This is a genomic window from Enterobacter sp. ECC-249 (assembly GCF_043965265.1).
GTDB lineage: Bacteria > Pseudomonadota > Gammaproteobacteria > Enterobacterales > Enterobacteriaceae > Enterobacter > Enterobacter quasiroggenkampii.
In genome coordinates this window covers 2,420,913-2,435,231 of sequence record NZ_CP143660.1, presented here as the reverse complement: position 1 = coordinate 2,435,231, position 14,319 = coordinate 2,420,913, and the positions used below count along the sequence as shown (strand labels likewise).

The 14,319-nt window shown below is 53.3% G+C and carries 18 protein-coding genes and 1 other annotated feature; of the genes, 4 read left to right on the top strand and 14 right to left on the bottom strand.

Annotation, left to right across the window (positions count from 1 at the left end; genetic code table 11):
• Positions 1-42: 42 nt before the first annotated feature.
• The 13 genes from V1587_RS11735 to thrS form a co-directional block, all read right to left on the bottom strand.
• Entirely contained in the window at positions 43-759 is a 717-nt protein-coding gene (locus tag V1587_RS11735; protein WP_371897678.1) for an EAL domain-containing protein, read from the bottom strand.
• Between the two features lie 294 nt (positions 760-1,053).
• Positions 1,054-1,518 carry an NlpC/P60 family protein gene (locus tag V1587_RS11730; RefSeq protein WP_028017229.1) on the bottom strand — a complete coding sequence of 155 codons (465 nt, stop codon included), beginning with the start codon at positions 1,516-1,518 and terminating at the stop codon, positions 1,054-1,056.
• A 74-nt stretch (positions 1,519-1,592) separates the two neighbouring features.
• Positions 1,593-2,348, bottom strand: a complete 756-nt coding sequence (gene btuD / locus V1587_RS11725) for a vitamin B12 ABC transporter ATP-binding protein BtuD (protein WP_371897679.1) — start codon at positions 2,346-2,348, stop codon at positions 1,593-1,595.
• The gene (locus V1587_RS11720) at positions 2,348-2,899 is read right to left on the bottom strand and encodes a glutathione peroxidase (protein ID WP_371897680.1); all 552 of its coding nucleotides are present in this window, start codon (positions 2,897-2,899) and stop codon (positions 2,348-2,350) included. The genes btuD and V1587_RS11720 overlap by 1 nt, the downstream gene beginning before the upstream one ends.
• A 22-nt stretch (positions 2,900-2,921) precedes the next feature.
• The gene (gene btuC, locus V1587_RS11715) at positions 2,922-3,902 is read right to left on the bottom strand and encodes a vitamin B12 ABC transporter permease BtuC (RefSeq protein ID WP_371897681.1); all 981 of its coding nucleotides are present in this window, start codon (positions 3,900-3,902) and stop codon (positions 2,922-2,924) included.
• A 103-nt stretch (positions 3,903-4,005) separates the two neighbouring features.
• Positions 4,006-4,305 (bottom strand): integration host factor subunit alpha, encoded by a 300-nt coding sequence (gene ihfA, locus V1587_RS11710; protein WP_003857805.1) that lies wholly within the window; start codon positions 4,303-4,305, stop codon positions 4,006-4,008.
• A 4-nt stretch (positions 4,306-4,309) separates the two neighbouring features.
• Positions 4,310-6,697, bottom strand: a complete 2,388-nt coding sequence (gene pheT, locus V1587_RS11705; protein ID WP_371897682.1) for a phenylalanine--tRNA ligase subunit beta — start codon at positions 6,695-6,697, stop codon at positions 4,310-4,312.
• 15 nt (positions 6,698-6,712) lie between these two features.
• The gene (pheS, locus tag V1587_RS11700; RefSeq protein WP_371897683.1) at positions 6,713-7,696 is read right to left on the bottom strand and encodes a phenylalanine--tRNA ligase subunit alpha; all 984 of its coding nucleotides are present in this window, start codon (positions 7,694-7,696) and stop codon (positions 6,713-6,715) included.
• 62 nt (positions 7,697-7,758) lie between these two features.
• Positions 7,759-7,883, bottom strand: a sequence feature (Phe leader region).
• Positions 7,834-7,878 carry a pheST operon leader peptide PheM gene (gene pheM, locus V1587_RS11695; RefSeq protein ID WP_001386830.1) on the bottom strand — a complete coding sequence of 15 codons (45 nt, stop codon included), beginning with the start codon at positions 7,876-7,878 and terminating at the stop codon, positions 7,834-7,836. Its footprint overlaps the feature before it by 45 nt.
• A 116-nt stretch (positions 7,884-7,999) precedes the next feature.
• On the bottom strand, positions 8,000-8,356 hold the full coding sequence (gene rplT, locus V1587_RS11690; RefSeq protein ID WP_000124850.1) for a 50S ribosomal protein L20: 357 nt from the start codon (positions 8,354-8,356) through the stop codon (positions 8,000-8,002).
• Positions 8,357-8,407: 51 nt separating this feature from the next.
• Positions 8,408-8,605: a 50S ribosomal protein L35 gene (rpmI, locus tag V1587_RS11685; RefSeq protein WP_003030583.1), complete on the bottom strand. Its 198-nt coding sequence runs from the start codon at positions 8,603-8,605 to the stop codon at positions 8,408-8,410.
• Positions 8,606-8,702: 97 nt separating this feature from the next.
• Positions 8,703-9,245 (bottom strand): translation initiation factor IF-3, encoded by a 543-nt coding sequence (gene infC, locus V1587_RS11680; protein ID WP_014069901.1) that lies wholly within the window; start codon positions 9,243-9,245, stop codon positions 8,703-8,705.
• A 3-nt stretch (positions 9,246-9,248) separates the two neighbouring features.
• A complete protein-coding gene (gene thrS, locus V1587_RS11675; RefSeq protein WP_008500657.1) occupies positions 9,249-11,177 on the bottom strand; it encodes a threonine--tRNA ligase in 1,929 nt (642 codons plus the stop codon).
• Between the two features lie 214 nt (positions 11,178-11,391).
• On the opposite strand from thrS, the gene yncL reads away from it, so the two are divergent.
• Together yncL and yniD are read left to right on the top strand one after the other, a co-directional pair.
• Positions 11,392-11,592 carry a stress response membrane protein YncL gene (yncL, locus tag V1587_RS11670; protein WP_395314339.1) on the top strand — a complete coding sequence of 67 codons (201 nt, stop codon included), beginning with the start codon at positions 11,392-11,394 and terminating at the stop codon, positions 11,590-11,592.
• Positions 11,593-11,689: 97 nt separating this feature from the next.
• A complete protein-coding gene (gene yniD, locus V1587_RS11665; RefSeq protein WP_008500658.1) occupies positions 11,690-11,797 on the top strand; it encodes a small membrane protein YniD in 108 nt (35 codons plus the stop codon).
• Between the two features lie 80 nt (positions 11,798-11,877).
• On the opposite strand, the gene V1587_RS11660 is transcribed toward yniD, so the two are convergent.
• Positions 11,878-12,636: a YdiY family protein gene (locus V1587_RS11660; RefSeq protein ID WP_032639869.1), complete on the bottom strand. Its 759-nt coding sequence runs from the start codon at positions 12,634-12,636 to the stop codon at positions 11,878-11,880.
• Between the two features lie 295 nt (positions 12,637-12,931).
• Between V1587_RS11660 and pfkB the strand changes: the two genes are divergently transcribed.
• Positions 12,932-13,864 carry a 6-phosphofructokinase II gene (gene pfkB, locus V1587_RS11655; protein ID WP_371897771.1) on the top strand — a complete coding sequence of 311 codons (933 nt, stop codon included), beginning with the start codon at positions 12,932-12,934 and terminating at the stop codon, positions 13,862-13,864.
• Between the two features lie 106 nt (positions 13,865-13,970).
• Entirely contained in the window at positions 13,971-14,261 is a 291-nt protein-coding gene (gene ghoS, locus V1587_RS11650) for a type V toxin-antitoxin system endoribonuclease antitoxin GhoS (protein WP_395314338.1), read from the top strand.
• The last annotated feature ends 58 nt before the right edge of the window (positions 14,262-14,319 follow it).

Genomic DNA, 14,319 nt, shown 5'->3' with positions numbered 1-14,319 from the left:
GTAGAGGGTTTACCCGCACTTAAACACGGGCGAAAGCAAGGGTTATCGCTGCTGAACCAGCGTAGTGACGTGTTCTGCAGAGACGGCAGGCCAGAGAGCCCCCTGCATGGCGCCAAAATTGAAGGACAAAACGCGTTGCAACAGGCCGTGGTCATCAATGCCTGAGACAATCACAGACTGGCAGTGCGGCGTAATTTGCCAGAGGATGGCGCGCATAAAAGGCTCAAAAGAGAGCTCCGGAGCTCGCTGCTGAATGAATCCTTTATCAAGGATGACCCGTTTGAATAATCCATCATAGACCGCTTTGAGCGATGCGGCGCCCGCGCCAAAGTTTGCCAGCACCAACGGAAAATGGATTGCCATTCTCGCCAGCTGCAGATCGTCCTTTCCGTTATTTAAACCTGGATAATTCTCATTAACAGTAAACTCAAGAAACGGATAACGCTCAAGGATTGAAACAGCGTTTCCATTACTTAATAAAAACTCAACTATTGCAGGTGTAATATTGATCCATGCAATTAACTGATGCTGAATAAAAAACAGTTTACAGGTATCAAGCAATTGCAGTTTTTCGTTAAACAGCGCTAACTCTTCGGCTGCTGAAAGTCGTGGGATAACAAGCTCAGTGGGGATCCGCACCTCGCTGCCGACGCCAGTAAAGTTAACCAGAATTTCTAAACCTTTAAGCTCCCCTGCGCTATTACGGGCAGGCAGAAGCAGCAGTTCAGACTGGTAAGCATTATCTAGCGTAATAATCATTGCACTCGCCCCGCATTAAAGATGAAAGAGGACATCCTGGAGCAATTGCCGACACAATTCCACTGTCTTGATTTTAATAAGATTAATTTCATTAGTTCCGTATTTATTTTCAGATTTATCCCTGAATCTTAAATAATTTTATCCTGGTTGCTGAATAATAGCCAGTTTTAGATAAAACAGACACATGCAGGTTTCGCTAATTTTAGGCAAATTTAACTTTAAGCATCTTATTTGAGAAAAAACGGCATGATTTATTACTTACCATGCCGTCATAAGAGAAGTATCCGACAAAGACTATATACGCCGTGCCTGCCAGAAATTTTTACGCCAGTAAACATTATCAAGAGAAGAGCGCATCACGCCGCGGCTGGTCGAAGCGTGAATGAACTGATTATCTGTATCATATATGCCCACATGAAGACCGCTTTCACCCGATCCGGTTTTGAAGAAAACCAGGTCCCCGGGCAGGAGCTCGTCTTTATCAATTTCAGTGCCAATTTCTGCCTGTTTGCGCGTTTCGCGCGGAAGCTGTAAATCAAACTTATCGCGAAACGTCATCAGAACGAAGCCGGAGCAATCTACGCCACCGCGGCTCATGCCGCCGTAGCGATAAGGCGTGCCGCGCCAGTTGCTCAGCTGATCGTTAAGGCTGGCAATGACGGTGATCGAATCTGAAAGCCGTGGGTTAGGCGGCGGCGCACGATGGCTACTGCATCCCGCAAGAAAAAGTGCGGCCATCAGGAGAAACCAGAATCGCATTTTCAGACGAATCCTCTGCTTTTTTTGTTCTTTTCGTAATTTAGCGTGCAATTGTGCTCACAGGCAAGAAACGGTTACGTCTGCCCGGTAGAAATCAGCATCTTATGTCCCTCTATATCCAGCCTGCGGAACGACATGTTGTACGCGCGGGCAAGGTTGGGCGGCGTAAGAACTCGATCCCGCGCACCGCTGGCAATCATCTTTCCCTTCGACAGCAGCCACACCCGGTGGGCATGACGCAGGGTGTGGTTGAGATCATGGCTGCTCATCACCACGGCAATACCTTTTCGGCTCAGGGCGCTGAGTAGCGTATCCAGTGCCGCCTGCTGCGCTACGTCCAGACCGCTCATGGGCTCATCGAGAAGCAGCATCCGCCCGTGAGAATTGCCGGCAGGGTGGATCTGAAGGATGACGGCCGCCAGGCGCACCCGCTGCCACTCTCCACCGGAAAGCTGGCTGGCATGCCGGGAAAGTTTATCTTCAAGCCCCAGGGCCGCGGCCACGTCCGTCAGCAGTGCCGTCTGTTGTTTGTCGTGCAAATGCAGCATCAGATAGTGCCAGACCGGCATCGCAAAGGGCGGCACCTGCTGCTGCACGAGGTAACTGCGCCGATGCGCCAGCGAGGCCGGTGACCAGTCGGCGAGCGTATGCTCCAGCAGCGTTATCTGCCCTTCTCCGTCGGTCATGCCTGCCATCCTTGCCAGCAGCGTGCTCTTCCCCGCACCGTTTGGCCCAACAAGATGCAGGATTTCTCCCGCATTGATGGTACCGGTTATCGGCTCCAGACGTCCCCTCTCGGCAACGTCCGTGAGCTGCATCAGCAACGACATTATTTCGCCAGCGCCAGCTTGATCGATTCCATAACGATTGGATCCTCAGGGGTCATATCCGGCGAAAAGCGTTGAACCACCTGGCCGTCGCGACCAATCAGGAATTTTTCGAAGTTCCAGAGTATATCGTCCGGGTAAAGCGGCGCGCGGCCTTTGCTGGCCATGCGTTCATAAAAACCACTGCCTTCCGGCGCAACGGCCTTCGGCGCGGCAGCGATAAGCTTCGCATACAGCGGATGGCGGTCTTCACCGTTGACATCGATTTTGCTGAACAGCGGAAACGTCACGCCGTAGGTCGTGCTGCAGAAGGTTTTAATCTCCTCTTCGCTGCCCGGCTCCTGGCCGAGGAACTGGTTGCAGGGGAAGCCCAGCACGGTGAAACCGTCTTTCTCCCAGGCCTTCTGAATGTTTTCCAGCTGCTCGTACTGCGGCGTCAGGCCGCATTTGGATGCCACGTTGACGATCAGCAACACGTTGCCTCTGTAGCCTTCCAGCGTGGTTTTCTCGCCGTCAATGGTGGTCACTTCAGTATTCAGGATATCTGACTGCATAGCATTTCCTCAGGTTATCGATTTAACGTCCAGCTTTTAATAGTAGCCAGATAAAGACCGGCGCGCCCAGCGTGGCTGTCACCACGCCGATGGGCAGCTCTGCAGCCGTCAGGGCAAGCCGGGCGATGATGTCAGCCACCAGCAGCGTCACGGCCCCGGCAACCGCCGAGGCCGGAAGCAGGGTTCGATGGTCCGTGAGGCCGCACAGACGGAGCATGTGCGGGATCACCAGGCCAATAAAGCCAATCGCGCCCGCCAGGGCCACGCTGACGCCGACCAGCCAGCCAATGGCAATTACCAGTACATTACGCCAGAACCCAATCGGCATGCCCAGCTGGCGGGCAGAGGTTTCACCCAGCGCGAGCATATTCAGCGGCTGCGCCTGCAGTGCAGCCCACACGATGACCGGTACCAGCAGCGCCATCAGCCAGCCCTGGTGCCAGTCAACGCCGCCAAAGCCGCCCATCATCCAGTACATGAGCTGTCGCAGGTCAAAGGATGTTGAAAAGTAGACCGCCCAGGTCATCAACGCGCTACAGATGATCCCGAGCGCCACGCCGGCAAGCAGCAGACGACTGGTCGATAAGTGCCGTCTGGCAAAACGAAGCAGAATGAGCGTTATCAGTAATGCGCCGAGAATTGCACTCAGGCTAATACTCCATCCGGTGAGTTCTCCTCCGCCCAGCATCACCGCCGCAATCAGGCCTACGCCAGCTCCGTTCGACACGCCGAGCAGCCCGGGCTCCGCCAGCGGGTTATCAAACAACGCCTGCATTATGGTGCCGCACAGCGCCAGCGCGGCACCGACCAGAACCACCGCAACGGTGCGCGGCAGGCGAATTTGCCAGACGAAGAGCTGCCCGTCCGGCCCCCACCAGCTTTCAGGCCCAATCCATCTGTCTCCCGCGCAGAGGCTCACGCCCGCGGCGACAATGAGCAGCAGCACCAGCAAAAGCAGGCGACGCTTATCGGAACGGTGCTGGCGATGGGCATAATCAAGCATGTGTACGGTTTTAGTAGCGTGAGATGTAATTGATTTTACGGCGGGTTTGCCGGAGAGCGCAAAGAAAAAAGGCCGCGTGGGCGGCCTTTTTAGTTAGTTCATATTACTCTGCTTTGGGCGTTGCGTTTTCGACACGGCTTTTTAACTTCTGGCCGGGTCTGAAGGTCACCACGCGGCGGGCTGTAATGGGAATATCTTCCCCCGTCTTCGGGTTGCGGCCCGGACGTTGGTTTTTGTCTCGCAAATCAAAATTGCCAAAACCGGAGAGTTTTACCTGCTCACCATTTTCCAGAGCACGACGGATCTCTTCGAAAAACAGCTCTACCAGCTCTTTGGCATCCCGTTTGCTAAGCCCAAGCTTATCAAACAGATATTCTGACATTTCAGCTTTTGTAAGCGCCATAGGTTCAATCCCTCAATGATGCCTGGAATCGCTCTTTTAATGCCTCTACACATTTGGCGACGGTAGCGGCAATCTCCTCTTCTTCGAGTGTACGGCTGGTATCCTGAAGGATAAGGCTAATAGCGAGGCTCTTGAAACCTTCTGCTACGCCCTTGCCGCGGTACACGTCAAATAAGTTTACGCCAACTACCTGATTTACGCCAACTTTCTTACATTCGGCCAAAATATCTGCTGCAGGCACATTTTCCGCGACTACAACCGCGATATCACGGCGGTTTGCCGGGAAGCGGGAGACGTCCTGAGCCTGAGGAATAACGCGGTCAGCCACCGGGTTCCATTCCAGCTCGAACACGATGGTACGGCCGTTCAGGTCCAGCTTGCGCTCCAGCTCAGGATGAACAACCCCAATAAAACCAACGCGTTTGCCGTCTAAATAGATAGCTGCGCTCTGGCCCGGATGCAGTGCCGGGATGGCTTCTGCGCGGAATTCAATTTCAGATAATTTACCGGTCAGATCCAGAATCGCTTCCAGATCGCCCTTCATATCGTAGAAATCAACCGTGCCTTTTGCCAGGTCCCAGTGCTCTTCATAGCGGTTGCCGCTGATGGCGCCAGCCAGCATGAGATCCTGACGGATGCCTAAATTTGCCTGATTATCCGGTACAAAGCGCAAACCGCTTTCGAAAATTCGCACGCGGTTTTGCTGGCGATTCTGGTTATAAACGACAGTGCCCAGCAGGCCCGTCCACAGGGACAGACGCATCGCGGACATTTCGCTGGAGATTGGGCTTGGCAGGATCAGCGCTTCCTGGCCCGGGTGGATCAGCTGCTGCAGTTTTGGATCAACAAAGCTGTAGGTGATCACTTCCTGGTAGCCTTTGTCGTTCAGCATGGTTTTCACACGCTTCAGGGACAGGTCGGCTTCACGGTGGGTGCCCATCACCAGACCTGCCTGGACAGGCTCGTCAGGGATATTGTTGTAGCCGTAAACGCGGGCCACTTCTTCCACCAGATCTTCTTCAATTTCCATGTCGAAACGCCATGATGGCGCAACGGCTTTCCACTCGTCCTGGCCTTCAGTCACTTCACAGCCCAGACGCTTCAGGATGTCGGTCACCTGCGCATCGGCAACGTGGTGACCAATCAGGCGATCCAGCTTGCTGCGGCGCAGGGTGATGGTCGCACGCTTCGGCAGCGTCTCTTCGTTGGTGACGTCGATAACCGGGCCCGCTTCACCGCCGCAGATGTCGATCAGCAGGCGGGTAGCACGTTCCATCGCTTTGTACTGCAGCGCCGGGTCAACGCCGCGCTCGTAGCGGTGAGAGGCATCGGTATGCAGGCCGTGACGGCGTGCGCGACCGGTGATGGAGAGTGGGCTGAAGAATGCGCATTCCAGCAGGACATTTTGCGTCTCGTCGTTTACGCCTGAATGCTCGCCCCCGAAGATGCCGCCCATTGCGAGCGCTTTGCTGTGGTCAGCAATCACCAGGGTATCGGCGTTCAGTTTCGCTTCGCTGCCGTCCAGCAGAACCAGGGTTTCGCCCTCTTTCGCCATGCGCACAACGATGCCACCGTCGATACGATCTTTATCGAACGCGTGCATTGGCTGGCCCAGCTCCAGCAGAACGTAGTTAGTCACGTCAACCACGGCGTCGATAGAGCGAATACCGCAGCGGCGCAGCTTCTCTTTCATCCACAGCGGGGTTGGCGCTTTCACGTTGATGCCTTTCACCACGCGACCGAGGTAGCGCGGGCAAGCATCCGCAGCGTCAACCTGAATAGGCAGCACGTCACTGATGGTCGCTTCAACCGGAGCAATGTCCGGCGCGTTCAGTTCGGTCTGGTTCAGCACGGCCACGTCGCGCGCCACGCCGATGATCCCTAAGCAGTCGGCACGGTTTGGCGTGACGCTGATTTCGATGGTGTTGTCGTCAAGCTTCAGGTATTCACGGATATCGGTGCCGACTGGCGCGTCCAGCGGCAGCTCAATGATGCCGTTGTGATCGTCGGAAATACCCAGCTCGGAGAAGGAGCACAGCATGCCTTCAGACGGCTCGCCGCGCAGCTTAGCCGCTTTAATTTTGAAATCGCCCGGCAGCACTGCACCGACGGTCGCCACGGCCACCTTCAGGCCCTGACGGCAGTTTGGCGCGCCGCAGACGATATCCAGCAGACGTTCACCGCCCACGTTTACTTTCGTCACGCGCAGTTTGTCAGCGTTAGGATGCTGGCCGCACTCTACCACTTCGCCGACGACCACGCCGTTGAATGCACCGGAAACCGGCTCAACGCCGTCCACTTCCAGACCCGCCATGGTGATCTGGTTAGAAAGCGCGTCGCTGTCCAGCGTGGTGTTCACCCACTCGCGTAACCACAGTTCACTGAATTTCATTGTTCTGTCCTGCCCTTATTTAAACTGTTTGAGGAAACGCAGATCGTTTTCGAAGAATGCACGTAAGTCGGTCACGCCGTAGCGCAGCATGGTCAGACGCTCCATGCCCATACCGAAGGCAAAGCCGGAGTAAACTTCCGGATCGATACCCACGTTGCGCAGCACGTTTGGATGCACCATGCCGCAGCCCAGCACTTCCAGCCACTTGCCGTTTTTGCCCATCACGTCAACTTCCGCAGACGGTTCGGTGAACGGGAAGTAGGACGGACGGAAACGAACCTGCAGATCTTCCTCAAAGAAGTTGTTCAGGAAATCGTGCAGCGTGCCCTTCAGGTTGGTGAAGCTGATGTTTTTATCAACAATCAGGCCTTCCATCTGGTGGAACATTGGGGTGTGGGTCTGATCGTAGTCGTTACGATAGACGCGGCCCGGCGCGATAATGCGGATTGGCGGCTCCTGAACCTTCATGGTACGGATCTGAACGCCGGAGGTCTGAGTACGCAGCAGACGCGTAGCGTCGAACCAGAAAGTGTCGTGGTCAGCGCGTGCCGGATGATGGCCTGGAATGTTCAGGGCGTCGAAGTTATGGTAATCATCTTCGATTTCCGGGCCAGTCGCCACGGTAAAGCCGAGCTCACCGAAGAAACTTTCAATACGATCGATGGTACGGGTAACCGGGTGCAGACCGCCGTTTTCGATGCGGCGACCCGGCAGAGAAACGTCGATCGTCTCTGCGGCCAGACGCGCATTCAGCACCGCGCTTTCCAGCTCGGCTTTGCGTGCGTTCAGCGCCTGCTGTACCTGCTCTTTGGCTTCGTTAATCACCGCCCCCGCTGCCGGTCGCTCTTCTGACGGCAGCTCACGCAGGGTTGTCATTTGAAGGGTCAGGTGCCCTTTCTTCCCAAGATATTCGACGCGGACATTGTCTAACGCGGCAACATCTGAGGCCTGATTAATGGCGGCTGTTGCACTGGCAACCAGCTCTGCGAGATGTGACATGATTTTCCTCATTGTGTCGGTGCAGACACCGATTTGGTGGAGTTATTCTCTCAAATTCAGGCACAAAAAAAGCCTCCATCGGGAGGCTTATCTGGCGCTGTTTTTCGTTTCATCTTTCACGCGCTAGCCTCCTGAAGTCAGGTGCTAAAGTAAAAGAAGAAGCGGAAAATAGCAGCATTCATGCTTGCGTTACCTTGTTGGGTAGAACCGTTGAGACCTTATTGAAAAGCCTGCACGGGTAAATGTCAATCTTCTTACAGGGTTATATGAAAAGAGGGAGCCAGGCCCCCTCTCTCAACTGGCTTATGCCAGTGCTGCTTTCGCTTTTTCGACCAGAGCGGTGAACGCTACTTTGTCGAATACTGCGATGTCAGCCAGGATCTTACGGTCGATTTCAACAGAGGCTTTTTTCAGGCCGTTGATGAATTTGCTGTAAGAAATACCGTTCTGACGTGCTGCTGCGTTGATACGCGCAATCCACAGTTGACGGAACTGACGCTTACGCTGACGACGGTCACGGTAAGCGTACTGACCTGCTTTGATAACAGCCTGGAAGGCAACGCGGTAAACGCGTGAACGCGCACCGTAGTAGCCTTTAGCTTGTTTCAAAATTTTCTTGTGACGTGCACGTGCAATTACACCACGTTTTACGCGAGCCATGTGTGCTCTCCTGTATCTATATTCTTAGTAAAAAAATTAAACGTTAACGGCTTATGCGTACGGCAGGCACGCGATAACCAGACCCAGATCGCCTTTAGAAACGAGGCCTTTTGGACGCAGGTGACGTTTACGCTTAGTAGATTTTTTGGTCAGAATATGACGCAGGTTTGCGTGCTTACGCTTAAATCCACCACCACCGGTTTTTTTGAAGCGCTTAGCAGCACCGCGTACGGTCTTAATTTTTGGCATCTTAATAACTTCCACTTCGCATTGTTAAATAAACGAAACATAGGCGAACAAAACCTATGAAACCCGAAGGCTCCACAGATTTTGCTGCTTGAAGGCCTTACTGTTTCTTCTTAGGAGCGAGCACCATGATCATCTGGCGGCCTTCGATCTTCGTAGGGAAGGATTCGACTACTGCCAGTTCACTCAGATCGTCACGGACGCGGTTAAGCACTTCCATACCAATCTGTTGGTGGGCCATCTCACGACCGCGGAAACGCAGTGTGATCTTGGCCTTATCGCCATCTTCCAGAAAGCGAATCAGGCTGCGGAGTTTTACCTGATAATCGCCATCGTCGGTACCAGGACGGAACTTGATTTCCTTAACCTGGATAACTTTTTGCTTCTTCTTCTGTTCCTTAGAAGACTTACTCTTTTCATAAAGGAACTTGCCGTAGTCCATGATACGACAAACTGGCGGTTCGGCGTTAGGGCTGATTTCAACTAAATCTACTCCAGCTTCTTCAGCTTTTTCGATCGCTTCTCTCAGACTCACAATCCCCAGTGGTTCACCTTCAAGATCTGTTAAGCGAACTTCCTGGGCGCGAATCTCGCCATTGATACGATTCGGACGTGCCGTTTGAACTCGTTTTCCGCCTTTAATACCTTATTCCTCCAGTTGTTGAAGACTGCGGCTGCGAATCTCTTGTTGCAGCTTCTCAATCACTTCACTTACGTCCAGGCTGCCCAGGTCTTTACCACGGCGGGTGCGAACGGCAACTTTGCCTGCTTCCACCTCTTTATCACCACAGACCAACATATACGGGACACGACGTAAAGTGTGCTCGCGGATTTTAAAGCCAATCTTCTCATTTCTCAAGTCTGCTTTTACGCGAATGCCCGCATTTTGTAGTTTCTGCGTCAATTCTTTAACGTAATCCGCCTGAGAATCGGTAATGTTCATCACCACAACCTGCACTGGCGCAAGCCAGGTTGGGAAGAAGCCGGCGAACTCTTCGGTCAGGATGCCGATGAAGCGCTCCAGTGAACCGAGAATTGCGCGGTGAATCATTACCGGTACCTGACGCTCGTTGTCTTCGCCAACATAAGAGGCGCTTAAACGCTGCGGCAGGGAGAAGTCCAGCTGTACAGTACCGCACTGCCATGCGCGATCGAGGCAGTCATACAGGGTAAATTCAATTTTCGGACCGTAGAATGCGCCCTCGCCCAGCTGGTATTCGAACGGAATGCCGTTCTCTTCCAGCGCCACGGCGAGATCCGCTTCTGCGCGATCCCAGGTCTCATCGCTACCGATACGTTTTTCCGGACGCGTTGAGAGTTTGACCACGATCTTCTCGAAGCCAAAGGTGCTGTACATATCGTAGACCATACGAATACAGGCGTTAACTTCGTCACGGACCTGATCTTCAGTACAGAAAATATGTGCATCATCCTGAGTAAAGCCACGAACACGCATCAGACCGTGCAGCGCACCTGATGGTTCGTTACGGTGGCAGCTACCGAACTCCGCCATACGCAGCGGCAGGTCGCGGTAGGATTTCAGACCCTGGTTGAAGATCTGAACGTGGCCCGGGCAGTTCATTGGCTTGATGCAGTATTCACGGTTCTCAGACGAGGTGGTGAACATCGCATCTTTGTAGTTGTCCCAGTGGCCGGTTTTTTCCCACAGCACACGGTCCATCATGAACGGGCCTTTCACTTCCTGATACTGGTACTCTTTCAGCTTGGAGCGTACGAAAGTTTCCAGTTCACGGAAGATAGTCCACCCGTCGTTATGCCAGAACACCATACCTGGCGCTTCTTCCTGCATGTGGTACAGGTCAAGCTGCTTACCGATTTTACGGTGATCGCGCTTCGCCGCCTCTTCCAGGCGCAGCAGGTACGCGTTCAGGGCTTTTTTATCGGCCCATGCGGTACCATAAATACGCTGCAACATTTTGTTGTTGCTGTCGCCACGCCAGTAGGCGCCCGCGATCTTCATCAGCTTAAAGTGATGACAGAAGCGCATGTTCGGCACGTGCGGTCCACGGCACATGTCGACGTATTCTTCGTGATGGTACAAGCCAGGCTTGTCATCATGGGAAATATTTTCGTCAAGAATAGAGACCTTGTAGCTCTCGCCGCGCTTCACGAAGGTTTCACGCGCTTCGTGCCAGCTGACTTTCTTCTTGATGACGTCATAGTTTGTTTCGGCGAGCTCGTGCATACGTTTTTCGAGCGCGTCGATATCTTCCTGAGTCAGGGTGTGGTCAAGGTCAACGTCGTAGTAGAAACCGTTATCGATAACCGGACCGATCGCCATTTTGGTGTTTGGCCACAGCTGTTTGATGGCATGGCCTAACAGGTGCGCGCAGGAGTGACGAATGATCTCCAGACCTTCTTCGTCTTTTGCGGTGATGATCGCAAGCGTCGCATCGTTTTCGATCAGATCGGAGGCATCCACCAGCTCACCGTTAACGCGGCCAGCGATAGTCGCTTTCGCGAGACCAGGACCAATGTCCAGGGCAACATCCATTGGGCTAACAGCACGGTCGAAATGGCGTTGGCTGCCATCAGGAAGAGTAATTACAGGCATTTTATATCCTTATTTGCAGTGATGCCCCACACATAAGAGCATATACAAAGAAAATAATCGTGATTTGACAATAGATTACGAAACCATCTGACCAACAATCGTCAAATTGGTTCGTCATCATTCACCTGCCGAATTCAGATTAATTCGGATTTACGGCAAGCGACGTAATGTTAACACTAACGCAAAGGAGATTGCACCCTCTGCGGCCAGATTGATGGGCTGGCACTTTCATACGAATTTGCAGGTTGCTTCTCCCCTGCGCTCGCATTTCGAAGATGCTGGGCTACTCTTGAACAGGTCTTTAAACCCAAAGGTGCATACCATGAACGTATCCAGCAGAACGGTTGTGATATTGAATGTCCTTTCCGCCACAGGTTTATTGTTGATTCTCGCCGAACGATTCCACTGGTTCTGAACCGCTCCTGCGCTGGCATAACCTAATCGATCCTGAAAAGGGGCATATTTCGGCCCTGTTTGGTAGACTGGGGATATCAACCAACAAGGATTAGGTTATGCCGACAAAACGATTTGCCGTAAAACACTGGAAAATGGTGCTGGTGCTGATTGCCATCTGCGGCGCAATGCTGCTACTCCGTTGGGCGGCAATGATTTGGGGCTAGGGGCGAAAGCAAGTCTTCAGAAGGGACGTCAAAAAGCCACAGACAATAAGCGGGCCGACATTATCATCGGCCCGCTTTTATTACATTCTATAACCCAGTGAAACCGTAGTTCTACGGTCGGTATGATCCGGCGCAGATTCTGGTGGTGAAGAGTTCCAGGTCACGTTGTAAGCGACTTTCAGACCAAAGTGTTCGTTGATAGCCACGTTTAGCGCCGTTTCAGAGTTAAGCGTCGTGTCGTCGGCACCAAATACAGAAACACCCTGGGTAAATTTGGTGTTGTCAGTCATCTGCCAGGCATAGGTACCGGAAGCGTAACCGAGCGGTTGGGTTTTGGTATCACCATTGGTGTACTCGTCATAACGCACACCCGGACCGAATTCAAAACGGAGGCTGTGTACCGGACCGTTCAGGAACTGGCGACCATAACCGGCGGTGAACACATCGCGCTGGCGATAACCGTTGTAACGGTCGGTTAACCAGCTTGCCTGTCCAAACAAATAGTCATAGTCGGTCATGTTGTAACGGCTACGTCCACCTACCGCATATTTCTCGGAAGAACGTTCGTCATTAGCGGAAGTGTTGCTGGCATTACCCCACAGCGACCAGGCCGTGGTGTTACCGTACCAGGTAAGCGTACTGTCCGCCGTCAGAGAAGAGCTTTTCGTGTTACCGGATTGTGCCAGATATCCGGCGTTCAGGTTACCTTCAAACGGTTTTTTCGCGGAGGAAGGATCGTCCATGACAGTAAAAACGGAATCATCAGCGGTCGCGTTCATAGCCGCAAACACGCCACCCGCCAGCATCAGTGCAGCGGGCACTGTCTTTAAAAGCTTCATTTTATTAAGGAGTCCGTACAACAAAAAAAGAGACCACACGGTCCCGGAATCTTTCTTGAGGATCAATGACAAGGCGTCCAGAGAAAGGTAACAAATTATAAAAAGCCGCAAATAACATAGCAATGTTTTCTTATTTCATTTTTTGAATAAGAACGATCTCAAAAAGCGTTTTATTTTATATATCCCCCGCCTCACTTTTTGTCAGTATTCATATTTAAAATCATACTGTTATTTACATTGCCTTCCTGACAAATGGTGCCAGACTAATAAGAACCCATGCTAAAAGGAGGTAATGATGGTTTCTATCTATACCCTGACGCTCTCCCCTTCCCTGGATTCCGCCACCCAGACGCCGCAGATTTACCCGGAAGGTAAATTACGCTGTAGCGCCCCGGTCTTTGAGCCCGGCGGCGGCGGGATCAACGTGGCGCGCGCTATTAACCACCTCGGGGGCAAAGCCACGGCCATTTTTCCCACGGGCGGTGCCACCGGTGAACACCTGGTCTCTCTGCTGGCAGATGAACAGGTAGCCGTAGAGACCGTCGAGGCCAAAGACTGGACGCGGCAAAACCTGCATGTCCACGTGGGATCCAGCGGCGAGCAGTACCGTTTTGTCATGCCGGGGGCGAAGCTCAGCGATGACGAGTTTCGTCAGCTTGAAGAGAAAGTGCTGACGATAGAAAGCGGCGCGCTGCTGGTGGTAAGCGGCAGCCTGCCGCCCGGCGTCAGCACGGAAAAATTAACGGCGCTGATTCAGGCGGCACAGCAGCGTGGCATCCGCTGCATTGTCGACAGCAGCGGCGAGGCCCTGCAGGCGGCCCTGGTGCCGGGCAATCTTGAGCTGGTCAAACCCAACCAGAAAGAGCTAAGCGCGCTGGTCAACCGCGAACTGACGCAGCCTGATGATGTTCGCACCGCCGCGCAGGAGCTGGTACGCAGCGGCAAAGCGCGGCGCGTAGTCGTCTCCCTTGGCCCTCAGGGGGCGCTGGCAGTCGATGAATCGTCGGCCGTTCAGGTTGTCCCGCCGCCGATGAAGAGCCAGAGCACGGTTGGCGCGGGTGATAGCATGGTGGGCGCGATGACGCTTAAACTGGCGCAGGGCGCGTCACTGCTGGAGATGACGCGCTACGGCGTGGCGGCGGGTAGCGCCGCCACCATCAACCAGGGCACGCGTCTCTGTTCACTTGCCGATACGCAAAAAATCGTCGATTACCTGTCCCGAAATTAACCCCTGTTCCCCTTCGTCTTGACGTTGGGGAATGTCATCACCGAGTCGCCAAACGCAAACTATCGACTATGCTAAGAAAATTTCCATGATAACAATGAGGTGAATTATGAGCAGTGGTGACATCACACGCTACGTCGTGACCATCAACCTTCATGAGGCATCGCTGACCGAGCTGAATGAGCTCAACAATGCTTTCACCCGGGCTAATTTTCTCCTCACGCTGACGGATTACGAGGGCAACATTCATGATTTAGGCACTCTGGCATTTGGTCTGATCGGCGCCCTGAGCAAGGAAGAGGTTCATGCGCTGGCCGCCAGTCTGGTGGAGAGCGTGACCGACAAGCCAGCTGAAATTGACGTGGATACCTGGGAAAGCTGGCGGAAAAAAGAACAATAAGTGCGCTGCATGAATTTAAACCGCTCAGGTGTGCGTTAGTTCGTATTTTTTTACCGCA